Annotated in this window: 19 protein-coding genes; 7 read left to right on the top strand and 12 right to left on the bottom strand. The window is 57.0% G+C overall.

The features are described 5' to 3' along the window. Positions 1-101: 101 nt before the first annotated feature. The 4 genes from acnD to BM395_RS00290 all read right to left on the bottom strand — a co-directional run bounded on the left by acnD (position 102) and on the right by BM395_RS00290 (position 5,562). Positions 102-2,696: a Fe/S-dependent 2-methylisocitrate dehydratase AcnD gene (gene acnD / locus BM395_RS00305; protein ID WP_090508495.1), complete on the bottom strand. Its 2,595-nt coding sequence runs from the start codon at positions 2,694-2,696 to the stop codon at positions 102-104. Between the two features lie 75 nt (positions 2,697-2,771). Further along, positions 2,772-3,899, bottom strand: a complete 1,128-nt coding sequence (gene prpC, locus BM395_RS00300; RefSeq protein ID WP_069898680.1) for a bifunctional 2-methylcitrate synthase/citrate synthase — start codon at positions 3,897-3,899, stop codon at positions 2,772-2,774. Between the two features lie 56 nt (positions 3,900-3,955). Next, the gene (gene prpB / locus BM395_RS00295; protein ID WP_069898679.1) at positions 3,956-4,843 is read right to left on the bottom strand and encodes a methylisocitrate lyase; all 888 of its coding nucleotides are present in this window, start codon (positions 4,841-4,843) and stop codon (positions 3,956-3,958) included. After that, positions 4,840-5,562 (bottom strand): GntR family transcriptional regulator, encoded by a 723-nt coding sequence (locus tag BM395_RS00290; protein WP_069898678.1) that lies wholly within the window; start codon positions 5,560-5,562, stop codon positions 4,840-4,842. Before BM395_RS00290 ends, prpB begins: the two co-directional genes overlap by 4 nt. 295 nt (positions 5,563-5,857) lie before the next feature. Between BM395_RS00290 and rloA the strand changes: the two genes are divergently transcribed. Genes rloA through BM395_RS00275 form a run of 3 tightly spaced genes read left to right on the top strand, consistent with a single transcriptional unit; the run spans position 5,858 to position 8,916 of the window. Then, a complete protein-coding gene (gene rloA / locus BM395_RS00285) occupies positions 5,858-6,394 on the top strand; it encodes a retropepsin-like aspartic peptidase RloA (protein ID WP_069898677.1) in 537 nt (178 codons plus the stop codon). Between the two features lie 5 nt (positions 6,395-6,399). After that, positions 6,400-7,926, top strand: a complete 1,527-nt coding sequence (gene rloB, locus BM395_RS00280; RefSeq protein ID WP_069899680.1) for an osmotic stress tolerance membrane protein RloB — start codon at positions 6,400-6,402, stop codon at positions 7,924-7,926. 3 nt (positions 7,927-7,929) lie between these two features. Continuing rightward, the gene (locus BM395_RS00275) at positions 7,930-8,916 is read left to right on the top strand and encodes an alpha-L-glutamate ligase-like protein (RefSeq protein WP_090508494.1); all 987 of its coding nucleotides are present in this window, start codon (positions 7,930-7,932) and stop codon (positions 8,914-8,916) included. 34 nt (positions 8,917-8,950) lie between these two features. Here the strand turns inward: BM395_RS00275 and pabB are convergent, their stop codons facing one another. Further along, positions 8,951-10,300: an aminodeoxychorismate synthase component I gene (pabB, locus tag BM395_RS00270; RefSeq protein WP_090508493.1), complete on the bottom strand. Its 1,350-nt coding sequence runs from the start codon at positions 10,298-10,300 to the stop codon at positions 8,951-8,953. Positions 10,301-10,457: 157 nt separating this feature from the next. Here pabB and BM395_RS00265 point away from each other — a divergent pair, with 157 nt between their 5' ends. The 3 genes from BM395_RS00265 (at position 10,458) to BM395_RS00255 (ending at position 16,838) form a co-directional block, all read left to right on the top strand. After that, entirely contained in the window at positions 10,458-13,166 is a 2,709-nt protein-coding gene (locus BM395_RS00265) for a winged helix-turn-helix domain-containing protein (RefSeq protein WP_244528905.1), read from the top strand. After that, positions 13,166-15,889 carry a winged helix-turn-helix domain-containing protein gene (locus BM395_RS00260; protein ID WP_090508492.1) on the top strand — a complete coding sequence of 908 codons (2,724 nt, stop codon included), beginning with the start codon at positions 13,166-13,168 and terminating at the stop codon, positions 15,887-15,889. The genes BM395_RS00265 and BM395_RS00260 overlap by 1 nt, the downstream gene beginning before the upstream one ends. A gap of 247 nt (positions 15,890-16,136) precedes the next feature. Beyond that, a complete protein-coding gene (locus BM395_RS00255) occupies positions 16,137-16,838 on the top strand; it encodes an MlaA family lipoprotein (protein WP_090509148.1) in 702 nt (233 codons plus the stop codon). A 105-nt stretch (positions 16,839-16,943) separates the two neighbouring features. Here the strand turns inward: BM395_RS00255 and folE are convergent, their stop codons facing one another. The 5 genes from folE to nhaD all read right to left on the bottom strand — a co-directional run bounded on the left by folE (position 16,944) and on the right by nhaD (position 20,801). Continuing rightward, the gene (gene folE / locus BM395_RS00250; RefSeq protein WP_069898673.1) at positions 16,944-17,492 is read right to left on the bottom strand and encodes a GTP cyclohydrolase I FolE; all 549 of its coding nucleotides are present in this window, start codon (positions 17,490-17,492) and stop codon (positions 16,944-16,946) included. A 127-nt stretch (positions 17,493-17,619) separates the two neighbouring features. Continuing rightward, the gene (locus tag BM395_RS00245; protein ID WP_069898669.1) at positions 17,620-18,177 is read right to left on the bottom strand and encodes a Smr/MutS family protein; all 558 of its coding nucleotides are present in this window, start codon (positions 18,175-18,177) and stop codon (positions 17,620-17,622) included. A gap of 62 nt (positions 18,178-18,239) precedes the next feature. After that, positions 18,240-18,560, bottom strand: a complete 321-nt coding sequence (locus tag BM395_RS00240) for a hypothetical protein (RefSeq protein WP_069898667.1) — start codon at positions 18,558-18,560, stop codon at positions 18,240-18,242. An 87-nt stretch (positions 18,561-18,647) separates the two neighbouring features. Beyond that, the gene (locus BM395_RS00235; protein ID WP_090509146.1) at positions 18,648-19,244 is read right to left on the bottom strand and encodes a cysteine hydrolase family protein; all 597 of its coding nucleotides are present in this window, start codon (positions 19,242-19,244) and stop codon (positions 18,648-18,650) included. A 267-nt stretch (positions 19,245-19,511) separates the two neighbouring features. After that, on the bottom strand, positions 19,512-20,801 hold the full coding sequence (nhaD, locus tag BM395_RS00230) for a sodium:proton antiporter NhaD (RefSeq protein ID WP_069898665.1): 1,290 nt from the start codon (positions 20,799-20,801) through the stop codon (positions 19,512-19,514). Positions 20,802-21,033: 232 nt separating this feature from the next. Between nhaD and prmB the strand changes: the two genes are divergently transcribed. Continuing rightward, the gene (gene prmB / locus BM395_RS00225) at positions 21,034-21,954 is read left to right on the top strand and encodes a 50S ribosomal protein L3 N(5)-glutamine methyltransferase (protein WP_090508491.1); all 921 of its coding nucleotides are present in this window, start codon (positions 21,034-21,036) and stop codon (positions 21,952-21,954) included. A 10-nt stretch (positions 21,955-21,964) separates the two neighbouring features. Here the strand turns inward: prmB and BM395_RS00220 are convergent, their stop codons facing one another. Together BM395_RS00220 and BM395_RS00215 are read right to left on the bottom strand one after the other, a co-directional pair. Further along, positions 21,965-22,750, bottom strand: a complete 786-nt coding sequence (locus tag BM395_RS00220) for a hypothetical protein (RefSeq protein ID WP_090508490.1) — start codon at positions 22,748-22,750, stop codon at positions 21,965-21,967. Between the two features lie 72 nt (positions 22,751-22,822). Next, entirely contained in the window at positions 22,823-23,776 is a 954-nt protein-coding gene (locus tag BM395_RS00215) for an alpha/beta hydrolase family protein (RefSeq protein ID WP_090508489.1), read from the bottom strand. Positions 23,777-23,958 lie beyond the last annotated feature (182 nt).

Here is a 23,958-nt window from a genome sequence, read left to right as displayed (position 1 = left end):
GCGTGAAGTGAGGGCCGCTACGCGCTGAACCTAGCGCCGCGAACCGTCACTGAAAGAAGAGGGCGGTCACGGCGAATTGCTCCGCCGTGACCGCGGCAGGCTTACGAGACGTTTGCAGACTCAAGGAAGTCCTGCGCGAAACGCTGCAGCACACCTCCGGCCTCATAAATCGACAGCTCTTCAGCGGTGTCGAGGCGGCAAGTCACGGGCACTTCAACGCGTTCACCGTTTTTGCGGTTGATCACCAGCGTCAGGGTGGCGCGTGGTGTGCGCTCGCCAATCACGTCGTAGGTTTCGCTGCCATCAATTTCCAGCGTCTTGCGGGTTGTGCCCGGCAGGAATTCAAGTGGCAACACGCCCATGCCGACCAGGTTGGTGCGGTGGATACGTTCAAAACCTTCAGCGGCGATGGCTTCAACACCGGCCAGACGCACGCCTTTGGCCGCCCAGTCACGGGATGAGCCCTGGCCGTAGTCAGCACCGGCGATGATGATCAGCGGTTGCTTGCGCTCCATGTAGGTTTCAATCGCTTCCCACATGCGCGTGACTTTGCCTTCCGGCTCAATGCGCGCCAGAGAACCTTGTTTGACCACACCGTTTTCAACCACCATTTCATTGAGCAGTTTCGGGTTGGCAAAGGTCGCCCGTTGTGCGGTCAGGTGATCGCCGCGGTGGGTGGCGTAGGAGTTGAAGTCTTCTTCCGGCAAACCCATTTTGTGCAGGTATTCACCGGCCGCGCTGTTGAGCAGGATCGCATTCGACGGCGACAGGTGATCAGTGGTGATGTTGTCTGGCAGCACGGCGAGTGGGCGCATGCCTTTAAGCGTGCGCTCACCAGCCAAAGCGCCTTCCCAGTAAGGCGGACGACGGATGTAAGTGCTCTGTGCGCGCCAGTCGTACAGCGGCTCGACCTTCTCGCCATTGTCGGCTTCGATGGCGAACATCGGGATGTAGACTTGGTTGAACTGGGCCGGCTTGACGCTGGCATTCACCACTTCATCAATCTCTTCATCCGATGGCCAGATGTCTTTCAGGGTAACGGCGTTACCGGCCTGATCGATGCCGAGCACGTCTTTTTCGATGTCGAAACGAATGGTGCCGGCAATCGCGTAGGCAACGACCAGCGGCGGCGAAGCCAGGAAAGCCTGTTTGGCGTACGGATGGATACGCCCGTCGAAGTTGCGGTTACCCGACAGCACTGCGGTGGCGTAGAGGTCGCGGTCGATCACTTCCTTTTGGATTACCGGGTCCAGTGCGCCGCTCATGCCGTTGCAGGTGGTGCAGGCAAAGCCGACGATGCCAAAACCGAGCTGTTCAAGTTCGGTCAGCAGGTTGGCTTCTTCAAGGTACAACTGCACTGCTTTCGAGCCGGGAGCCAGCGAGGTTTTAACCCATGGCTTGCGGGTCAGGCCGCGCGCATTGGCGTTGCGGGCGAGCAGGGCAGCGGCGATGACGTTGCGCGGGTTGCTGGTGTTGGTGCAGCTGGTAATGGCCGCGATGATTACCGCGCCATCCGGCATCAGCCCGGCTTCATTCTCAACCACGCCAGAGATGCCCGCTGTGGCGAGGTCTGTGGTGGCGACGCGTTTGTGCGGGTTGCTTGGGCCGGCGATGTTGCGTACCACCGAAGACAGATCAAAGTCGAGAACGCGCTCGTATTCAGCAGTTTTCAGGTCGTCCGCCCACAGGCCCGTAACCTTGGCGTAGTTCTCGACCAGTTTGACTTGCTCCGGCTCACGGCCTGTCAGCGTCAGGTAATCGATGGTGTGTTGGTCGATGTAGAACATCGCCGCTGTCGCCCCGAATTCCGGGGTCATGTTCGAGATAGTTGCCCGATCACCGAGGGTCAGGGCGTCGGCGCCTTCTCCGAAGAACTCAAGGTACGAGGAAACAACTTTCTGGCTGCGCAGGAACTCGGTAATCGCCAGCACGATATCGGTGGCGGTGATGCCCGGTTGGCGCTTGCCCGACAGGCGAACGCCGATGATATCTGGCAGGCGCATGTAGGAGGCGCGGCCGAGCATTACGCTCTCGGCTTCCAGGCCGCCGACACCAATGGCAATCACGCCCAGCGCATCGACGTGCGGGGTGTGGCTGTCGGTGCCGACCAGCGTGTCCGGGAAGGCAACGCCTTCACGTGCATGAACCACGGGCGACATCCGCTCCAGGTTGATCTGGTGCATGATGCCGTTGCCGGGCGGGATCACGTCGACGTTCTTGAAGGCCTTTTTAGTCCACTCGATGAAGTGAAAGCGGTCTTCGTTGCGACGGTCTTCGACGCTGCGGTTTTTGGCAAAGGCGTCTTTGTCATACCCGCCAAATTCGACGGCCAGCGAGTGGTCGACAATCAGCTGAGTGGGCACGACGGGGTTAACTTGCGCGGGATCACCGCCTTTCTCAGCGATGGCATCGCGCAGACCCGCCAGGTCGACCAATGCGGTTTGGCCAAGAATGTCGTGGCACACCACGCGCGCCGGGAACCAGGGAAAGTCGAGGTCACGCTTGCGCTCAATCAGCTGGCTTAGCGCCGCGTTGAGCATGCTCGGGTCACAGCGACGCACCAGGTTTTCAGCCAATACGCGAGAGGTGTACGGCAGTTTTGCATAGGCACCGGGCTGGATCGCATCAACCGCCGCACGGGCGTCGAAGTAATCCAGCACGCTGCCGGGAAGATTCTTGCGAAATTCAGTGTTCATAGCGTTGGGCTCAATCAGGTAATCGACAATGACCGGTCGGGGGAGGGGCTTATCGCGCCACCTCCCCGCTAGCAATTAGCGCTGCTCTAGCGGCGTTACTGCGCGTTGCTCTACACCGGTGTATTCCGCGCTGGGGCGAATAATCCGGTTGTTGGCGCGCTGCTCGAATACGTGTGCGGTCCAGCCACTCACCCGCGAGCAAACGAAGATCGGCGTGAACAGCTTGGTCGGGATGCCCATGAAGTGGTAAGCCGAGGCGTGATAGAAGTCGGCGTTGGGGAACAGTTTCTTTTGCTCCCACATGACCGCGTCAATGGCTTCGGAGACCGGGAACATCACAGTGTCGCCCACTTCATCGGCCAACTGCTTGGACCAGCCTTTGATCACCTCGTTACGGGGGTCGGAGTCTTTGTAGATCGCGTGGCCAAAGCCCATGATCTTGTCTTTGCGGGCGAGCATGTCCAGCGTGCCAGCAGTGGCGGCCTCGGCAGATGCGAACTTCTCGATCATCTCCATTGCCGCTTCGTTGGCGCCTCCGTGCAGCGGGCCGCGCAGGGAACCGATGGCTGCCGTAACGCAGGAGAAAATATCCGACAGGGTTGAGGCGCAAACGCGGGCGGTGAAGGTCGAGGCGTTAAATTCGTGTTCAGCGTAGAGAATCAGCGAAACGTTCATCACTTTAACGTGCAATTCGCTCGGCGCTTTGCCGTGCAGCAACTGGAGGAAGTGGCCGCCAATAGTGGCCTGGTCGCTGTTGCAGTCGATACGCACGCCATCATGGCTGAAGCGATACCAGTAAGTCATGATCGCCGGGAACGCGCCGAGCAGACGATCAGCCTTGTCGCGTTGCTCGTCGAAGCTGTGCTCTGGCTCCAGATTGCCAAGCATCGAGGCGCCGGTACGCATGACATCCATCGGGTGAGCTTGCGCCGGAATGCGCTCCAGCACTTCTTTGAGCGCCTGGGGCAGATCGCGCAGTTTGTTCAGCTTGCTCTGATAAGCGCTGAGCTCGGCCTGATTTGGCAGCTCGCCGTAGAGCAGCAGGTAGGCGACTTCTTCAAAGATGCAGCTGCTTGCCAAATCGCGCACATCATAGCCGCGGTATGTCAGACCTGCGCCGGTCTTGCCGACGGTGCACAGTTCGGTCTGGCCGGCGACCTGGCCACGAAGGCCCGCGCCACTGAGTACTTTTGCTTCAGCCATTGTTAGATCCTCATCATCTTGAAATTGTTGTTCGGGTCGATGTTGGAATGCGCGGCTCAGTTCTTTTTCTGAGCGAACAGGGCATCCAGGCTTTGCTCGAAGGCGTGGTAGTTGATGCGATCGTAAAGTTCCATGCGCGTTTGCATGGTGTCGATGACATTCTTCTGGGTGCCATCGCGACGCACGGCTTCGTAGACGTTTTCGGCAGCCTTGTTCATGGCGCGGAACGCCGAGAGCGGGTAGAGCACCAGCGATACATCGGCAGAGCGCAGTTCGTCAGTGGTGAACAGCGGGGTCGCGCCGAACTCGGTGATGTTGGCCAGAATCGGAGCGTTGACCTTCTGCGCAAACAACTTGTACATCTCAAGTTCTGTAATGGCTTCCGGGAATACCATATCGGCGCCGGCTTCAATACAGGCGGCGGCGCGGTCCAGCGCAGACTCCAAACCTTCAACGGCCAGGGCGTCGGTGCGCGCCATGATCACGAAACTGTCATCGGTGCGTGCGTCTACCGCAGCCTTGATCCGGTCGACCATTTCCTGCTGCGAGACGATTTCCTTGTTCGGGCGGTGGCCGCAGCGCTTGGCGCCAACCTGATCTTCGATGTGAATGGCGGCTGCGCCAAACTTGATCATCGACTTGACCGTGCGCGCAACGTTGAACGCCGACGAGCCGAAGCCAGTGTCGACATCGACCAGTAGCGGCAAGTCGCAGACATCGGTAATGCGGCGCACGTCGGTGAGCACGTCATCGAGCCCGGTGATGCCCAGATCCGGAAGCCCCAGCGAGCCTGCAGCAACACCGCCGCCCGACAGGTAAATAGCTTTGAAACCGGCACGTTTTGCCAGCAGTGCGTGGTTGGCGTTGATCGCGCCAATGACCTGCAACGGGTGCTCTTCGGCTACGGCATCGCGGAAACGCTGGCCTGGGGTTTTCAAACTCATGACTCACCTCTGGTTTTGGCTGTCTTGGATTCTGCGTCTAGATAATGACGCTCAATGTTGCGCTTCGATGCGCCGATGTGACGGCGCATCAGCAGTTCCGCCAGCTCACCGTCACGGTCAGCAATGGCGTCGAGAATTCGGTGGTGTTCGGCAAACGCCTGGCGCGGGCGATTGGGGGTGGCGGAAAACTGAATGCGGTACATGCGCACCAGTTGATAAAGGTCGGAGCAGAGCATTTGCGTCAGCGTCCGGTTGCCGCTGCCCTGAATGATCCGGTAGTGGAAATCGAAGTCGCCTTCTTGCTGGTAATAGCCATTGCCTGCCTGAAACGCTTCATCACGCTCATGGGTGTCGAGTACGTGGCGAAGCTCATCAATTTCGGCCTGGCTCATGCGTTCGGCAGCGAGCCGGCAGGCCATGCCTTCTAATGATTCGCGTATTTCATACAGCTCGATTAGTTCGCTGTGGTTCAGAGACACCACGCGGGCGCCGACGTGAGGGATGCGCACCAGCAGGCGTTGGCCTTCAAGCCGGTGAATGGCTTCGCGCAGCGGGCCGCGGCTTATGCCATAGGTGCGCGCCAGCTCAGGTTCAGAAATTTTGCTGCCGGGGGCTATCTCGCCCTTGATGATTGCAGCCTGAATGCGCCGGAAAACCTGCTCTGAGCGCGTTTCAGAATCTTCGCCATGATTTAGAGGGACTTCGACGGTATCGAGCATATTGTCAACAATGGCTGTTTTATTTAGGCAAAAAATACCTTTTTGAGCGGTAATGGTCAATCGTGTGATTGGGATTGTCGACAGTCTTCTGGCCGTTAGACGCTGATTGCTAGCCCAACCCCAACAAACTTACTGGGTCGCTATCTGTTGTCCGCCAAATGCGCCATGTTAGACTTCGCCCCGTTTGAGCATGCTTTCACGCATGCCTGCTAAACTTCAGCGCATATACCAGCCTGCCGGGTAGATGCGTGCGGGTCTTTAGCCTCATTGATAGAGAAAAATACTAACGGGATTTATGAGACTCACGCCTAACCTACTGTTTCTATGGCTATTTATTGTTCCCTGTGTAGCAGTTGCAGCGGACAAGTCTGTCTACGGCCTTAATGAATACACACAGTTGGTGAATCTCAATATTGAGGTTGCCGCTAAACTCGATACCGGGGCCAAGACCGCCTCTCTCAGCGCACGTGATATCAAACGCTTCAAGCGTGACGGCGAGACATGGGTGCGCTTTTATCTGGCCATAGATGATGCGCACAGCAATCCTATCGAACGTCCTCTGGCCCGTGTCAGCAAGATCAAACGCCGCTCCGGCGACTATGATCCAAATGAAGAAAAAACCTACACCGCCCGACCTGTAATCGAGTTGGATATCTGCATGGGTGAAGCGCTTCGCAAAATTGAAGTGAACTTGACCGACCGAAGTGCATTCCAATATCCGCTTCTTATCGGCTCGGAAGCACTCAAACGCTTCGGTGCTATGGTAGATCCAAGCCTTAAATATGCAGCAGGCAAGCCTGACTGTGCCAATGACGTAACCCCCGGCGAGTAATGCCCATGCGCTCTCTTAACTTGCACCTTAAAATTCTGATTTTGCTCACTGTGAGCTTGGGCATTTTGATTACTGCCTATCAGATATTCATTTTGGGTATTCCCCTTACCTCGGATGAAACTGACGACTTGTGGAACATTGACGCCAAGGTCGAGTTTCAGGCCAGCCCTCGCGAGCCAGTCAAACTGCAGATGTTTGTGCCTCCTCTCAATCAGGATTATGTAAGCCTCAACGAGAGCTTCATTTCCAATAACTACGGCGTGAGCATCAATCGCGCCGATGGCAATCGCAAAGCCACCTGGTCTGCACGTCGGGCAAGTGGCAAGCAAACCATTTATTACCGCCTGGTACTGACCAAGCGCTACAGCGGTGAGCAAGCCAAGGCCAAAGGCCCGATTTTCCGCGACAGCCTGCCGGTTGAAGGCGCCGAGAAAATCGCTGCAGAAGCATTGCTTGCACCGATTCGTCAGCATTCAGCTGATGTTGAAACCTTTATCAGTGAAACCATCAAGCGGGTGAACAACGAAGCCGACGACAACGCCAAGTTGCTGCTCGGTGGCGATGCCTCGACCGAAAACAAGGCCAAGGCGGTCGAGTTGCTGTTGTCCATCGCGCACGTGCCGATGGAGCGGGTACACACCATTCGCCTGGCCGCTGAAATTCAGCAGGACCCGGAGCTTTGGCTGCGCAGCTTTAACGGCGAGAAGTGGCTGTATTTCAATCCGGTGAGTGGTGAGCAAGGTTTGCCGTCGGACCGACTGGTCTGGTGGGTGGGCAATGACCCGCTGATGAACCTTGAAGGCGGCAAGCAGGCCAACGTTACATTTAGCCTGAACAACAGCGAAATGAATGCAATTCGTCTGGCTAAACTGACCGACGAAAGCACCGATGCCGGCTTCCTTTCCTATTCCCTTTACGGCCTGCCGTTGCAGACCCAGCACAACTTCCAGATCATGGTCATGATCCCGATCGGGGTTCTGCTCATCCTGATCTTGCGTAACCTCGGCGGCCTGCAAACCCTCGGCACCTTTACGCCGGTTCTGATCGCACTGGCGTTCCGCGAGACGGGGTTGGGCTTCGGTATCGTGCTGTTTACCTTCATTACGGCGCTGGGCTTGTCGCTGCGCTCCTACCTTGAACACTTGAAACTACAGATGCTGCCTCGACTGTCGGTGGTGCTGACCTTCGTGGTTGTGCTGATTGCAGTGATCAGCTTGTTCAGCCACAAACTGGGTATGGATCGCGGCCTTTCGGTAGCATTGTTCCCGATGGTGATTCTGACCATGACCATCGAGCGTCTGTCGATTACATGGGAAGAACGTGGCGCTGGCCATGCCTTGAAAGTGGGTGTCGGCACACTGATCGCCGCATCGCTTGCGCATCTGCTGATGACCGTGCCTGAACTGGTTTACTTCGTGTTCACCTTCCCGGCAATCCTGTTGATTCTAGTGGGCTTCATGTTGGCAATGGGTCGCTATCGCGGCTATCGCCTGACTGAACTGTTCCGCTTCAATGCCTTCCTCAAGGAGTGACCTATGTTTGGCCTCTGGAAACGTTGGAAGGCTCTTGAAGAGCTGGGCATCATGGGCATCAACCGACGTAATGCTGATTACGTGCTCAAGTACAACAAGCGTCACCTGTACCCCTTGGTCGATGACAAGATCATCACCAAGGAACGGGCGATTGAGTCGGGCATTAACGTGCCCGAAATGTACGGGATCATCTCGACTGAAAAAGAGATCGATAACCTTGAAAAGATCATTGGTGAGCGCAGTGATTTCGTAGTCAAGCCCGCGCAAGGTGCGGGCGGTGACGGGATTCTGGTAGTTGCTGATCGCTTTGAAGACCGCTTCCGTACCGTCTCGGGCCGGATCATCAGTCTTGATGAGATCCAGCACCAGATTTCGAGCATTCTCACCGGTCTCTATTCGTTGGGCGGCCTGCGTGACCGCGCGCTGATCGAGTACCGTGTGGTGCCCGATCAGATCTTCAAAAGCATCAGCTACGAAGGCGTGCCGGATATTCGCATCATCGTGTTGATGGGCTATCCGGTCATGGCAATGCTGCGCTTGCCGACGCGTCAGTCGGGCGGCAAGGCTAACCTGCACCAAGGTGCGATTGGTGTAGGCGTTGATCTGGCGACCGGCATGACATTGGGCGGGACCTGGCTGAACAACAAGATCTCCAAACACCCCGATACAACCAATGCCGTGGACGGCGTTCAGTTGCCGAACTGGAAAGGCTTCATGACCTTGGCTGCAGGCTGTTATGAGCTGTGTGGGCTGGGTTATATCGGTGTCGACATGGTGCTCGATCAGGACAAGGGTCCCTTGATCCTGGAGCTCAATGCGCGTCCCGGCTTGAATATCCAGATAGCCAATAACAGTGGCTTGACCCTGCGTGCGCATGCGGTCGAAGCACGTTTGGCTGAACTGGCGAAAGACGGCATTACGGAGTCTGTCGAGGAACGGGTTCGCTTCACTCAGGAAGCGTTCGCCTACATGGCACCTGTGCAAGTCTGAGTTGAATAAGCCGCTGGGCAATCCAGCGGCTTAGCTACTTGCCAAGATTCTGTAGGGTACTCAGCAACACATTGACCTTGGTTATCGACTCCTGATATTCCGCCTGCCACTGTGAATCAGCAACAATCCCGCCACCGCCCCAGCAGCTGATAACGCCATCGCGAGCCAGCAGGCTGCGAATGGCAATCGAGCTGTCCATTTCGCCGCGAATATCCAGATACATCAATGAACCGCAATACAGTGCGCGACGGGTAGGTTCGAGTTCGTCGATGATCTGCATGGCGCGAATCTTGGGTGCGCCGGTGATCGATCCGCCGGGAAAGCTGCCGGCAAACAGGTCCAGCGCGTCTTTGTCTGCGGCTAATTCACCGGTTACTGCGCTCACCAGATGATGCACATTGGGGTAGCTTTCGAGCGCGAACAGTTCAGGCACGCGCACTGAGCCAATCCGGCAACTGCGGCCCAGATCGTTGCGCAGCAAATCAACGATCATCAAGTTTTCAGCGCGATCTTTACGGCTATTGAGTAGCTCATCTGCCTGCGCTTTGTCTTGTTCTGGCGTGTGCCCGCGCGGGCGGGTGCCCTTTATCGGTCGGGTCTCTACATGGCCCCGGCTAACGTGCATGAAACGCTCAGGCGATAAACTGAGAATGGCGTTGTTTTCGCCCAACCCGAGATAGCCGGAAAACGGCGTAGGGCATACCTCACGCAACGCCTGATAGGCGCCCCACGGATCACCCTCATACTCGGCCTGAAAGCGCTGAGCATAATTTACCTGGTAGCAATCACCCGCTGAAATGTAACTTTGGATCCGCTCAAAGGCCTGTTTGTAGTCCGTTGATCGGATATTGGCTCGAAAATCACCGGCCAATTTGAAGTTTTGCGGGCTGCTTTCGCGCTTTTTTTCAAATACTGCGATCAGTTTTTTGCGTTGCTGTTCATCCAAGCTCGGATGAAACACCAGTTGGCTGGTAAGTGCTTGATGGTCGGTAATCAGCGCCCAGTCATACAGGCCAAGGCGGGCATCCTGAAGCCCAAGATCGTCACAACTTTTCGGCTGCTGAGGTTCGATTCGCTGACCGAAATCGTAGCCGAAATAGCCCATCAGCCCGCCACTGAATGGCAGCTCAAAGCCTGTCGGATAGTCGCACGCTTGAAGCCTTGCAAGGCCCGCACGCAGTCTCTGGTTGTAATCTGCCGCCGACTCGTCGGGGGCAGGTACAAAGGTTTCAAGCGGCCACGCACTGAGCAGGTCGAAACGCCCGCGCTCGGCATTCGGTCGACCCGAGTCGAGCAATATCGCGCCGCATTCCTTATGGATGGCATCGAAGTAAACGCACGGCGAGGCTTGATACGGCAGCGGATGGATTTCGCAGATATTCATTTCGGACTTTCACGAGCGTGGATGGCGATTGTAGATCGCCCAAGCGATTGATCCTAGTCTCGTTCAAGGTTTACGCGGGGTTGGACAGCCGATTACTATGGCTGAGAACCAGGAAGGTAACTGTTACAAATCCAGCACTGTGTATAAGGAAAACATCATGGATGATGTTATTGAATTACCCGTACCGGGTATGACGGCGGCTGCGCAGGAATCTGCCAGAGCCGCTACTGCCCACTTCTGTCGGCAGGCTGTAGACGATTCGCTTCAAGCCCACCCCCACGCCAAGCTCATTCAGTTTTCGGCCCCTGCAGGCTTCGGTAAAACCGTGTCCATGCAAATGCTGGCGGCGAGCAGGATGGAGCAAGGAGCGCTTGTTGCCTGGCTTAATATCGTCGATGCAGACAATGACCCGGCAAGTTTCTTTGCTCATCTGATCGCGACTATATCCGCTCATTCTCCAGGTTTTGGCAGCAATGCTCAGGACTATCTGCGCAACTCTCTGCATATTCCCGTCGACATTGTCATGGAATCACTGCTCGTCGAGTTGGCTGAAACGGTATTACCCATGTTGCTGGTGCTGGATGACTTGCATCGCATCAGCAATGTGCAGTTGCAACAGGCGCTGAACCGGCTGGTTGAGTTCTCGCCGCAAAATTTCACCCTGGCGATTGGCTGCCGGTCGCAACCCCAGATGCAACTGGCTCGCCTGCGGGCCAAGGGATTGTTGCTCGAAATAGGTGAGCAAGAATTGCGCCTCACTAAACTCGAGACCCAGGATTATCTCAAGCAGCGCGGTCACGAACTCAGTGGCCAGGCCCTGGAAAACTTATACACGCATACCGGTGGTTGGGTGCTGGGTGTGCACTTGGCCAGCTTGTGGCTGGGGCATCGCGCAGACGCCTACGACGGCAATTACGAGCGCCCGGAAGAGCCTGACACTGTCGCCGAATACCTGTTGCATTCGGTTCTGTCGACACTACCGGCGGATGAACAAACCTTGCTGATGACCTTGGCTGTGGCGCAGCAAGTGAGCGGTGAGTTGGTCGATTACCTCACCGGCGGCACTGGCGGCCAGACGACGCTGCAAGCATTCGAAGCGCGCCAGCTGTTTTTGCGTCCGCTGGACCATGAGCGGCACTGGTACCGTTTCCACGATGTGTTTGCCGACTTCCTGCGTAACCGCCTGCAAGCGCAGGATCCTGCGCGTTTCAAGCAACTGAATTACAGCGCCAGTCACTGGTTTGCTGCTCATGACATGCAGGCCTTGGCAATTCGCCATGCGCACCTTGCCGATGATCCGCGGCTGTTGGCTGAGCTCATCGAAGCGGCCGGCATGCAGATGATCAACCAGGGCGAACTCAGTCTTATCACCTACTGGCGCCAGCACGTGCCTTACTCGATTGCCAGCGAATATCCGGTGCTGATGCTGGTCGATGTGTGGACACGCGCCACGCAAATGGGGCTGCAAGAGGCCAATCGCAATATCGACGACCTGTTGCAAGGCTGGGGTGAGCTGGAGGTGACCACCGACCTGAGTGACAGGCATTTAGCAGCGCTGGCGATCAAAGCGGTGATTGCGCTGCAGAAAGATGATTTGGTGACCTGTGTGCTGCTGGCCCGGCGGGTTGAGGTGCACCTGGGTCAGCACTCAGCATTTGTCGAGGTGACAATGCTGATTGTCGGCGCCATTGCACACGTAATGATGGGCGCGCCGCAGTCGGCGCACCGGCTGTTGGCGCTGGCGCAGCAGCGTAATCATTTCTTGTCCGGGCGCTACCTCGAAATGCAGTTGGCCAATGTCGAGTTGCTGTTGAGTCTTGAGCAAGGGCAAATCAAGCAAGCGGCATTGCTGTATAGCCACCTGCGCCTGCACAGCATGCCGTGGTTTGCCGAGCGCTCGCAGGCATTGGTACTTTCGACCGTTACCGGGGCTGTTATCAAGTGCATTCAGGGTGAGTTCGAAGGGCTGGAAAGTCGTCTGCGCTGGGCGCTCGATACTGTCGATTTGATCAGCCCGATCGATGTCTACGCGCAAGGGCTGTTGTGTTTGTCGCGCTTGCAGCGCATGCAGGAAAATCCCAAGGAAGCACACGCCACACTGGTGATGATGCAGAACATGGCGGCCCGCCATAAAGCCTGGCGCTTCTATGCGCTGGCAGTGGGCGATGAGGTTGCGCAAATCCTCCAGGAGACGGCAGTCGACCGCATCAAGCGGGCTGAGTTGAGACTCAAAAGCGTCGACTGGGACAGCCTCGCGGCACCTTACCTGCACATGCGCTTCAATCCGGTGAAATGGATGCAAGGCCTGACACGCGTGCGCTTGCAACAAGCCCGTGGGCATTCCAGCGAAGCCTTGCATGAAATCACCCATCTGCGCGCATTGCTGCTTCCCGACTGGCATGGACTGCACCGGCTGCGTTTGGACCTGCTCTCGGCGCTCAGTTATCAACGCCTGGGGTATCAGGAACGTTCTCAAACCTTGTTGGTGCAGTGTTTGATCGATGCCGAGCGCGAAGGCATCCGAACGCTGTTTATCGAGGAGGGAGACAGTGTCCGGCTGATGCTGCAGCAGCTCGAAACGGCTGAGCGCCAACCAGCGCTGCAGGGTTTTATCCGCCAATTGTTGGCAATCTGGCCGGGTTACAGCGCAAGCCAAACGCTGCTTGAGGTGGACGAAGGCCTGACTGAGCGTGAACGTGAGGTGGTGTGTCTGGCTGCGCAAGGTATGTCTAACGCCGAGATCGGCGAACAACTTGAGTTGGCGTTGGGCACTGTGAAATGGCACCTGCACAACATCTACGAAAAACTAAAGGTTCGCAATCGCACCCAGGCGATTCGACGTGCCCGCGAATTGAGTCTCTTGTAATGAACAAAATTGTTGAATATGCCACTGCTCCGGCTCAGCCTCTGCTGCGCACTAAAATTGCGCCCGTCGCAATCAATCCCGAACTGCTGGTGCCACGCGAAACCCTGATCGATCGCCTCGATGCTACTTGCCGAGGGCCATTAACTTTAGTGTGCGCGCCTGCAGGCTACGGCAAAAGCGTTTTGCTTGAGCAGTACCGTGCGCACTTGCTGGCGGCCGACTTACAGGTTGCCTGGCTGGCGTGTGACGAAACTGATACTGATCCGCTGCGGGTGCTCGACTATCTGAGTGCTGCTATCGAGAGCTGCTACCCGCAGTTTGATTACTCCCTGCATATTCCGGTGGGAGTTGATGCGGCTGCGGTCGAGCAGGCGATTGATGAATTTGCCCGCGCACTTGGCAAGCTTCCGGCTGATCTTTACCTGCTTATCGATGACATGCACCGCATCGCCGTGCCGGGCGTGAACGTGCTTTCGCAGCGGCTGATCAGCCAGTTGCCCGCGCACGTACACCTTATTGGCAGCGCCCGCAGTGGTGCGCTAATTGAGGGGCTGGCACCTGAGCTGCAGGCTCAGACTTGCATGTTGAGTTCTGCGGATCTGCGATTCACTGCGGCGCAGACGGCCAATTATTTACAGGACATCAAGCAGCTGCAACTGAGCCGGGAAGAGTTGGTGGTGCTGCATGGGCGTAGCGAAGGCTGGGTTACTGCACTGCAACTACTGGCGCTGGCACTCGGTACAGTGGCTGACCGCACCCTGTACATGCAGCAACTGACCGGCAGTGAACGCAATATTGCAGATTATCTGCAAGCTGATGTGCTGGCGGACTTGCCAGATGTGGTGATCCGCTTCTTGCAACAAACCGCCGTTCTCGACGAGTTCAACGCTGAGCTTTGCGATGCGATGTCCGGTCGCGATGACTCAGCGCAGATGCTGGCCTTTCTCCAGCGTAATCAATTGTTCGTCAAACCGCTCGAAGAGGCGGACGGCTGGCTGCGTTACCACGGGCTGTTCGCCGACTTCAATCGCACTGGTATACCCAGCAGTGGCGAGCTGGCGACACTCCAGCGCAGCGCCGCACAATGGTGTCTCGATAAGGGGCATTACGCCAAGGCGATCAAGTACCTGTTACGTGCTGGCGACTTTGCCCGTGGCGCCGAGCTGCTTGAGCTGCACGGTGGCAGTTTGGTCTCCAGCAACGAGGTTTACAGCGTGCTCAAAGTGCTCAAGCAATTACCCAGTGAGGTGATTCTTGAACACGCCGTGTTCCAGATTTTTTATGCCTGGCAGCTGGCCTTGGAGCAGCGATATGCCGAGGCAGAGGCGCTGATTGAAGATGTAAGCCTGCGTCTGCCGCATGGCCAGAGTGGTGCTTTGCATTACGGTCTGGCGGAATTGATGGTTGCTGCACAAGTGCTCAAGGCCTTGATCCTGCTGTATCAGGACAAGCTGGAGAGCTGCCTGAAGGTCGCGCGTCATTGGTTGCGACTGGTGTCCGAGAATCAGCCGGTATTCAGTGCCAGTCTCTTGTGCATCCAGGCCGCAGCTTACACCTTGCTGGGCGAGGTGGATGAAGGGGTCAAGTCGATTGCCCGCGCACGCCAGTATCTGAGCCAAAGCGCAAACACCTACTTGCTTGTGGTTACTTCACTGATCGAGGCGCTGGTGTGTAAAGAGGCCGGCGATCTCCTGCATGGCAGTCAGGTTGCGGAGGACACCCGCGCCCGTGTAAAGAAAGTTTACGGGATGGACAGCCGCGTAGTTGAGCCGCTGACGCTGGTCAGCGCCGATCTGCTTTACGAGCGTAATGAGCATGCACAGATCATCGACAAACTGCCCGATGCAATCACCTGGCGCGATGTTGCAACGCCGATTGAGCTGATAAGCCGGGGCAAGCTGGTGATGGCGCGGGCCTATTTCTATGCCGGTGACACGGATAAAGGCTTGGCTGTGCTGGATGATTGGCTGGATGGTCTGCATGCGCCAGGTTATGAGCGGGTATTTGCCCTGGGCATGAGTTGCCGGGTGCAGTTCCTGTTATGGCTACGCCGCCCCAATGAGGCCGAGCGCACGTCCTTGCAACTGCAACGGCACATGGCTGGGATACCGGATGGCCGGTTCAGTGAGGCGCAAACCTCTCGTGTGCTCACCGAAGCCCGTCTGGCCTTGGCCGAGCGCCGTGCGGATAAAGCTCAGGCCGTGTTGGAGACCTGTCTCGGTAAGCATCTGGCTGAGCATCAGCGCGAGCGGCGGCTACATATATCCTTGCTATTAGCGGTAGCTCATTGGCGTAAGGGCCACACTGACAAAGCCTTTGAGTTGTTCGGCGTGAGCCTGGAAAAAGCCTGGGATTGTGGTTATCGGCGCATGTTTCTCGATGACGCCAATTGGCTCTATCCGTTGATGGATGCCTGGTTGGCGGCTGATCCTGGCCGTAAGGAACGCTGGCTGTCGGTTGCCGAACAGTGGCGCGAGCAATGCAAGGTGCTCAAGCTCGACCCTGACAGCGCGGAAGATAATCAGGACGTCAGCCGCCGTGAACGGGAGATCCTGCGCTTTGTCGCGGCGGGGCTTTCGAACCGGGATATTGCTCAGGCTGTGCACCTGTCGGAGGCGACAATCAAATGGCACCTGCATAATCTGTTTACCAAGCTGAGTGTTCGTAGTCGTACTCAAGCCGTGTTGAAGGGCAAGAGTCTGGGATTGTTGAGCGAGGCTTGAGTCCAGCGTTGCACGCAAATTGGCAGTAAACACTGCAAGCTTGTGTAACGGCGGCGGGTGTTTGAGGTCTACAGCTAAATTCGCCCTAAGCCGTTATTTGGGTTTGCTGCGCAATGCTGTCAAGCTGCCACTTTAGGGGCGCCAGGCTTTATACTGAGCGCCAATTTTTGCAGGGCTGCGCAATACAGGCAGCCCTCAACAGGCTAAGCGGTTTTGCTGGCCAGCCGTAATTTGAGGAGAGATGGTGATGCACGAGTCTGGAGCGCCGGTATACAAGCGCCTTTTGAAATGGGCTGCTTGCTGCAGTATCTCGGTGCTGCCTGTTCTGGCTTACGCCACTGAGGATGATCCGTGGATTGGCTATAACCGTGTGATGTTCGACATCAACGACACGCTCGATGCGTATACCCTCAAGCCCATTGCCAAGGGCTATAAGGCTGTCACGCCGAGTTTCATCCGCACAGGCGTGCACAACTTCTTCAACAATGTGAGTGATACCCGTAATTTCTTGAACAACGTGCTGCAAGGCAAGGTGCGTGATGCCGGGGTAGACACGACGCGCTTCATCCTAAACACCACGCTGGGTGTTGTCGGCGTGTTCGACGTGGCAACCGCCATGGGTTTGCAGGCTAATGATGAAGACTTCGGCCAGACGCTGGGTGTCTGGGGCGTGCCTAACGGACCGTATGTCGTGTTGCCGCTGCTGGGCCCAAGCACCGTGCGCGACAGCGTAGGCAAGTTGCCGGATGGTTTGCTGGCAACCGGCCTGTTTATCGACCATGTGCCAACACGTAACGTGACCTATGCGGTCAACCTGGTGGATGTTCGTGCCGAGCTGCTCTCTGCTGAACGCCTGATCAGCGGTGATCGCTATACGTTCGTGCGCAATGCGTATCTGCAGACCCGTGAGTTCAAGATGAAGGATGGCGATGTCGAAGACGACTTTTAAGCGTCTGCTCCATCTGCCGTTTTGCTGAATACAGCCAATAAAAAACCCATGCATGCATGGGTTTTTTATTGGCTGACGCTAACCTGTTTGGCAGGCTTTAGGGGATCAGTTGTTGATCAGGCTGAGAAATTCGCTGCGCGTGGCTGCGTTGCTGCGAAACTCGCCGAGCATGACCGACGTCACCATCGAAGAGTTTTGCTTCTCAACGCCACGCATCATCATGCACATGTGCTGCGCTTCAATCACCACTGCAACGCCCATCGCGCCAGTTACCTGCTGAACGGCATCGGCAATCTGGCGGCTGAGGTTTTCCTGAATTTGCAGGCGGCGTGCGAACATGTCGACAATTCGCGCGACTTTTGACAGGCCCAGAACCTTGCCGCTTGGAATGTAGGCGACGTGAGCCTTGCCAATGAATGGCAGCAGGTGATGCTCGCAGAGCGAGTACAGCTCAATGTTCTTTACCAGGACCATTTCACTGTTGTCTGAGCTGAACAGTGCGCCGTTGGTGACTTCTTCGAGCGTTTGCTGATAGCCACGGCAGAGATACTGCATGGCTTTTGCGGCGCGCTTGGGGGTGTCAAGCAAGCCTTCGCGAGAGGCGTCTTCGCCCAATTGGCCAAGAATCTCGGTGTAGTTTTGTTCCAGGGACATGGAGCTTCCTGTGAATTAGCGGATAGGCACAGACGGGCAGGTTAGGGCGCTGACCCGAAACTGGCAAGTGTTGTATCAATCGGTGCGCGCATTCGGGGTGAATGCGCGCAGGCAATGGCGCCCAAAATTACTCGTCACGGCCGTCCATCATGGTGCGTTTGAGCATCACATAAACCGCGCCAGTGCCCCCGTGTTTGGGCAGGCAAGAGGTGAAGCCGAGCACCTGCGGATGCTGGCGCAGCCAGGTGTTTACATGGCTTTTGATCAGGGGTTTGCGACCGTCTTTGCGTGCAGCCTTGCCGTGGGTGACACGTACACAACGGACTTCGAACTTGTTGGCCTCGGCCAGAAACTCCCACAGGGTGTCGCGGGCTTTCTCGACACTCATGCCGTGCAGATCGAGGCTGCCGTCGAAGGCAATCTGGCCCAGCTTGAGCTTGCGCATCTGGCCTTCCTGCACGCCATTGGCCGCCCAGTGCAGCGGATCTTCAGCGCCAACGTCAATTACAAACTGGTCGGAAAGGCCGTCGACCTTGATCGACTCAACCCGCGTTGCCGCCGCTTGGCGCAAAGTGGCCAGGCGTTTGACGTCCGGGCGCGATTTGCCGGTATCGGCACGATCTTGCGTTAAGGGTTTAACGCCGCGCAGCTCGGCTTTGAACAGGGAAAAATCGTCGTCTTGCATCGGGGCCTCCTCCAAGGCCGATAGTGTACCGAAGGATGCCAGATGTTTGTTGCAGAGCCGCGTTAATCGCGTTTTTTCATCAGGTGCGAAGGCATGCTGAGGTCGCTCGGGCGACGCAGACGCCGACGACACATACGCCAGACTCCGATACCGGACCAGAGCAGAATCAGGCCGATAACCAGCATGGTCACCGAAGCCCCAACTGAGTCGTTGAGTGGGCCGAGTGCGGCCGGCTGGCCGAGCAGGGTCGCTGCGCCGGCCATCGCCAGCAATATGCCGAATGCCGCCAGTAACGCGCCTAAGGCAAAGGCTGCGCGCAGGCGCCAACTGCGCGGCTCGCGCGGACGCAATCGGCGTGCATCAAAACCATTGGATAGTTTCATCCCGATTTCCTCTTGGGTTATCGAGTGTGAGACCGGCAGTCTCGACAGTGGTTCACACTGATAGCTCAGTGTGAACCACAAGCCGGATCAGATCAGCGCGCTGGCGTTGGGGACGATCGCGGCAAAGTTGTCAGCAAGGGTGACAATTTCAGCATTGTGGATGTCAGCAGCGCTCATCACTTTACCGTCTGGTGTCGGCAAGTCGCGGGTTGCGCAGGCCGCATCGACGATGGTGCAGCGGTAGCCATAATCTTTGGTGGCGCGGACCGTGGTGCTGATGCTCGAATGGGTCATGAACCCGCAAACAATCAGGTCGAGTCGGCCGAGTGCTTGCAAGCGCTCGTGCAGGTCGGTGCCCGAGAACGCGTTAGGTAGGCGCTTCTCGACGACGGTTTCACCGGCAATCGGTGCTGCTTCAGGAATGTGTTCACCACGCGGGCCGCGTGGATCGAGCACGCCGCCTGGGATTCCCAGGTGTTTGACGTGGACCACAGGAATGCCGGCAGCGCGGGCCGCGGCCAGCAGATTGGCGATTTCGCTAAGGGCCGATTCTACGTTAGGCAGTTGTAGAACGCCGCTGCGGTATTCTTCCTGGGCATCAATAATCAGCAATGTGGCATTGCGCATCGTGGCCGGAGCAAAACTACGCCCGGTGAGTTGAAGCAACGTTTGTGGATATGACATTGAAGGGTCCTTGCTGCGCATACGACAGTGATCATTCTCCGCTTGAATATAACGACTGTGAACCATTTAAAGGTTTCGGCAGGTTAAATTCAGCGAGCGACTTTTATTGCGCCGGGTATTCAGGGCTCGTTGGGTCTTTGAGCCGGGACGCGCTCTATCCCCTGTATTCTTACGGATAATTGCCGCGCTGGGTAGGGTTAGTAGCGAAATGCCTTCAGCGGTTATGCGAACAGGTGTTCAACCTGAGCGCATAACCGCACAGTGCGGTCAGTACAGCCCGAACACCTGGAACTGTATATACCAGATGCCCAGAGAGCCGAAGAAGTTCAGCAGGATCACCGGCAAAAACTTCATGTGCACGCCGAAGCTATAAGTCTTATCGAGCGACATGGCCATAACCCCGGCAGCAGAGCCCACCACGGTAAGCGAACCGCCAATGCCCACCATCAGCGCATTCAGTGCCCACTGGTCGAGGCCCAGTTGCGGGTTGGACATCAATGCAGCGGCTTCTACCGGTACGTTGTCCATCACGCCAGAGGCGACGCCCAGAATCATGTTGACGCTGGTGGGGTGCATGATCTCGAACAAGCGCGAGATATACGACAGCCAGCCGACATGGTTAAGGCATGAAACAGCGGTGATGATGCCGATGAAGAACAGCAGGGCGTTCCACTCGACCTTCTGCAGTTGATCCTGCCAGGGCATTTCAATGCCCTTGCGTATCAACCACCACGCGTAGATCGCGACCATGCCCAGGCCAATACCGATGGCGAATTCGATGCTTACACGCAGGAATACGTTGCACAGAACCGCGCCGACAACCGCGAAAAAGCCAACCACTGCCAAGCCCGCGCCGCCCGGCTTGAGCGCCGTTTCTGACTGGTCGGCAATGTGAATCAGTTGCTCGTCACTGAGTTTGCGCAGGTAGAAAAAGTGCAGGGCGGCGGCAAAGATCAGCCAGCCAATGAGTGCGGACGGGATCAGCAGGAGCAGCCCGGCAATGCTGATTTTTCCGGCCAGCACCACCATCAGGCTGGTTGAGGTTCCCAGGAACCAGACGCCTGAGTTTGAGGCAATCACGATGTTGCACAGGGCAATGTGGGTGTAGCGCTGGTTGACCGAAATGTTCTTTACGGTTTTACCGAAAATCATCGCCGTGGTGATGTTGTTGAGGAACGGTGAAAGCAGAGCGGACAGCGCCCCCGTCGCCCAGAACATGCCTCTGGCGCCCAAGCCTTTACCCATCAGGTAGCCGTTAAGCGCGGTGAACACGTTACGTTCATTGAGCAGTTCGACCACCATCCACATGAACGCCATGAAGGCGATCAGGCCGAACAGTTCGCCCTTGGTTTCGCTTTGGGCGTGGAGGAAATACTGGAAGCCGTTGGGATCGGTGAGGGCGTAATGAGCGCCGATGACAATCAGGCCAGACATCATGAACATGGCGGGCTTGAACTTATCCATCTCCAACTGTGCTTCAAAAACGATTAGCGTCATGCCAATAAGGAATATCGCCAGCACGAGCAAGCCCGTGAGCGAAAAAGGGTCAATGACCATTTTGTGAGATTTCTCAAGTCGTTAAGTGGGTAGGAAGGGTTAAAAATTCGTTGCGAATTATAACGGTGCCATTGGGGGATTGGCAGGTCAGCACCGCTGCTTTAGCGGCTTAAATGGGCAAATAAGCGCCCTGACTGAGCAGTCCGTTTGCGCCTGGGTGTGCAGGGGCCTGCCGGTAGATTTAATGTTCTGTAAACTAGTGGCTCTTTTCGCCGTTCTTGAGAGTGCCGATATGTTTGCAGCAACCACCCGTTTGCGCACTTTGCGTGACTACATTCGCTGGGCTGTCAGCCGCTTTCAGAGTGAAGAACTGTTTTTTGGTCACGGCACAGACAACGCCTGGGATGAGGCGCGCCAGCTGGTCCTCGGCGCATTGCATCTGCCTTGGGAAATTGCCGATAGCTACCTCGATTGCCGCCTTGAAGATGACGAACACGCGCATTTGCAGGCGTTGTTAAAAAAACGCATCGAAGAACGAGTGCCCACCGCCTACCTGCTGGGAGAGGCCTGGTTTTGCGGCCTGCCGTTTCTGGTGGATGAGCGGGTGCTGGTGCCGCGCTCACCGATTGCCGAGTTGATTGATAAACGCTTCCGGCCTTGGCTGGCCAAAGAGCCAATGCGCATTCTTGACCTGTGCACCGGCTCGGGCTGTATTGGTATCGCCTGTGCCTACGAGTTCATGGAAGCCGAGGTGGTGCTTGCCGACCTTTCGTATGACGCATTGGAAGTCGCCAACCAGAACATCGAGCGCCACGGCATTGAGGAGCGCGTATATACCGTTCAGGGCGATGGTTTCGAGGGCTTGCCCGGCCAGCGTTTCGACCTGATTGTGTCAAACCCGCCTTATGTCGATGCGGAAGATTTCGCCGATATGCCAGCCGAATACCATCACGAACCGGAACTTGGCCTTGCCTGTGGCAATGACGGCTTGGATTTGGTGCGCAGAATGCTCGCCGAGGCCGCCGATCACCTGACCGAGCAAGGCACGCTGGTGGTCGAGGTGGGCAATAGCCAGGTCCACGTGCAGGCGCTATACCCAGAGGTCGACTTTACCTGGCTGGACTTCAGCAACGGCGGGCATGGCGTGTTCTTGTTGGCGGCCGAGCAATGCCGCGAGCATCAGGCGTTGTTCCGTGAGCGCGCTGGCGGTTAACGGCAGCGCTTCAATGGGTGGCGATCCAGATCAATAAGCCTGCCTGAAACAAACTGAAAGTTACCAGGCAGGCGATAGTGAAGCGCAGGCCTGAGTCTTCACGCTTGAACTGCTCCATGCGCTCTTCAACCTTGCGCAGTTTTATAGCCTGCTCGAGCAGGCTGCGGTCGGCTTGTTCGAGCATCTGGGCGGCCTCGATGACTTCGATAATTTGCACTTTCTGGACATTCCAGTCGCTATTCAGGCTGCCCACACGTGGGGCGCTGTATTGAGCCTTGAGTTGCTGCGCATCGCTGTACTCAAGGGTGAAACCAAGCATTTGCAGCATATGGTCGCGCAGTTGCCGGGCCGCCGGTGTAGGCGACTGTTTGACTGAGAGTGCGCCACCTTCAATCATGTAATGAGCGCAATGTTGCTGCGCCCAGGCAATGCCCTGAGCCAGCAGAAAGCGCCCCAAGCCACGGTTTTGCGGCTCGATGCGTAAACCGTTGTCCGGGCCAAAACGCACTTCTTTGTTGCGATGATCGATCCACACTTCCAGGCAGTTCTGCGCTTTGCGTTGCGCCAGTTCCGGCACCTGTACGCTCAAACGCAGCAGGCTCTGGCCATTGCCGTGGCGCTCGGCCCGGCCGTATTGGACAAATCTCAGCGGTCGCGCGCCCGTGTGGCTGTCCGCGTTGAGCGCGCTCAGACGCAGCAAGCGGAACTGGCTGGGAGCGATATTGGCCCACGGATGTGGCTGATCGACGGCAGGCGCCTCTGGGGCGGTCGGTTCTTCAACTGGGCTGTCGAGCATGATAGGCGATCCTGTGCGCTATACCGGTGGAGGCATTTACGCTATCGGCCGCTGTTCAGCATTCTTAAATGGCTACTGGTCGGTGTGTTCAATGAACTGGCTCAGCGCGTCGATCAATTCACGCGCCAGCGGCAGTTTCGGATTGTCGTAAGAGGCCAGTTGCGCCTTCATGTCCAGCGGGACAATGCGCAGAACATGGTTCATGCCCTTGATGACCACCAGTTGCGCGTCGGGGCGAGCTTCCTTGAGGCGCAGTGCGTCGGCGACATCGACCTGAATGTCATGGTCACCCTGAATAATCAGCGCCGGTGCATCGGCCTGGTTGAAGGCCTTGGCCGGATCCTGACGGAACAGGCTGATCAGATAGGGCTGTACCGTGGGCCTGAACAACACCTCAAGTTCTTGCGGCACATCAAGTGTCGGTTTACCGGCAATCAGCGAGTCGAGAATGGTCGAACTTTTGCCCAGCAGGGCAGGTGGCAGGCGATAGCTGAGCTGTTCGCGCAGAACCTGATCAATCGGCCTTGAACTGCCGGCAATCGAGACAATACCGTCAACCTTGAACTTATCGGCGCTCAGGCTGGCGATCAACGCGCCTTCACTGTGGCCCGCGACGAAAACCTTGTTGAAGCGCGCGTCGCCTCGCAGCATTTTCAGCCAACCTTGCGCGTCGGCCACATACTGCTCGACGCTGAGATCACGCTCATTGGGCGTCGCGGGGCGGCTGGCAGCGACGCCGCGTTTGTCGTAGCGCAAGGTGGCGATACCGCGCTGCGCCAATTGCTTGGCCAGCCGACGCAGCGTGTCGTTGTGGCCGCCACCCGGATTATTGCCGTTACGGTCGGTTGGGCCGGAACCTGCAATGAGCAACACCACGGGCATTTGCGCGTCAGTCTTGGGCAGTTCGAGCGTGCCAAAGAGTGTGCCCTGGCTGGTCTGCAAGTTCACTGGGCGCTGCAATACAGCTTGCGCCGCCTGGGCGAGTGGGGCGAACAGGGTGAGGGTCAAGAGGAGAACTCGCAACATATATAGGCACATTGGCATCGGGTGATGATTGGATAGTCGCAGCGGCGGAAGGTTCTATGCAGGCAACAAATACTCCTGGGCGCGAATGCGCCAGTGAAGCTTGTGCAGCACTTGTGTGGCCAAGGGTGAACTGCGCGTGCTGCACGGGTATACTCGCGGCCTGCATTTTTGGCTGTTATCGC

The sequence above is a fragment of the Pseudomonas marincola genome, assembly GCF_900116605.1.
GTDB classification, from domain to species: domain Bacteria; phylum Pseudomonadota; class Gammaproteobacteria; order Pseudomonadales; family Pseudomonadaceae; genus Aquipseudomonas; species Aquipseudomonas marincola.
Note: the sequence above shows the minus strand (reverse complement) of the source record. Positions and strands in the feature narration are given on the sequence as shown.

Excerpts from the sequence above, each read along its gene's own strand:
- BM395_RS00240 (WP_069898667.1), bottom strand. The coding sequence starts at position 18,560 with ATGAAACTATCCAATGGTTTTGATGCACGCCGATTGCGTCCGCGCGAG.
- pabB (WP_090508493.1), bottom strand. The coding sequence starts at position 10,300 with ATGAATATCTGCGAAATCCATCCGCTGCCGTATCAAGCCTCGCCGTGC.
- acnD (WP_090508495.1), bottom strand. The coding sequence starts at position 2,696 with ATGAACACTGAATTTCGCAAGAATCTTCCCGGCAGCGTGCTGGATTAC.
- folE (WP_069898673.1), bottom strand. The coding sequence starts at position 17,492 with ATGTCCCTGGAACAAAACTACACCGAGATTCTTGGCCAATTGGGCGAA.
- BM395_RS00265 (WP_244528905.1), top strand. The coding sequence starts at position 10,458 with ATGGATGATGTTATTGAATTACCCGTACCGGGTATGACGGCGGCTGCG.
- BM395_RS00255 (WP_090509148.1), top strand. The coding sequence starts at position 16,137 with ATGCACGAGTCTGGAGCGCCGGTATACAAGCGCCTTTTGAAATGGGCT.
- BM395_RS00260 (WP_090508492.1), top strand. The coding sequence starts at position 13,166 with ATGAACAAAATTGTTGAATATGCCACTGCTCCGGCTCAGCCTCTGCTG.
- BM395_RS00235 (WP_090509146.1), bottom strand. The coding sequence starts at position 19,244 with ATGTCATATCCACAAACGTTGCTTCAACTCACCGGGCGTAGTTTTGCT.
- BM395_RS00275 (WP_090508494.1), top strand. The coding sequence starts at position 7,930 with ATGTTTGGCCTCTGGAAACGTTGGAAGGCTCTTGAAGAGCTGGGCATC.
- BM395_RS00215 (WP_090508489.1), bottom strand. The coding sequence starts at position 23,776 with ATGTTGCGAGTTCTCCTCTTGACCCTCACCCTGTTCGCCCCACTCGCC.
- prpC (WP_069898680.1), bottom strand. The coding sequence starts at position 3,899 with ATGGCTGAAGCAAAAGTACTCAGTGGCGCGGGCCTTCGTGGCCAGGTC.
- rloA (WP_069898677.1), top strand. The coding sequence starts at position 5,858 with ATGAGACTCACGCCTAACCTACTGTTTCTATGGCTATTTATTGTTCCC.
- rloB (WP_069899680.1), top strand. The coding sequence starts at position 6,400 with ATGCGCTCTCTTAACTTGCACCTTAAAATTCTGATTTTGCTCACTGTG.
- BM395_RS00220 (WP_090508490.1), bottom strand. The coding sequence starts at position 22,750 with ATGCTCGACAGCCCAGTTGAAGAACCGACCGCCCCAGAGGCGCCTGCC.
- prpB (WP_069898679.1), bottom strand. The coding sequence starts at position 4,843 with ATGAGTTTGAAAACCCCAGGCCAGCGTTTCCGCGATGCCGTAGCCGAA.
- prmB (WP_090508491.1), top strand. The coding sequence starts at position 21,034 with ATGTTTGCAGCAACCACCCGTTTGCGCACTTTGCGTGACTACATTCGC.
- nhaD (WP_069898665.1), bottom strand. The coding sequence starts at position 20,801 with ATGGTCATTGACCCTTTTTCGCTCACGGGCTTGCTCGTGCTGGCGATA.
- BM395_RS00245 (WP_069898669.1), bottom strand. The coding sequence starts at position 18,177 with ATGCAAGACGACGATTTTTCCCTGTTCAAAGCCGAGCTGCGCGGCGTT.
- BM395_RS00290 (WP_069898678.1), bottom strand. The coding sequence starts at position 5,562 with ATGCTCGATACCGTCGAAGTCCCTCTAAATCATGGCGAAGATTCTGAA.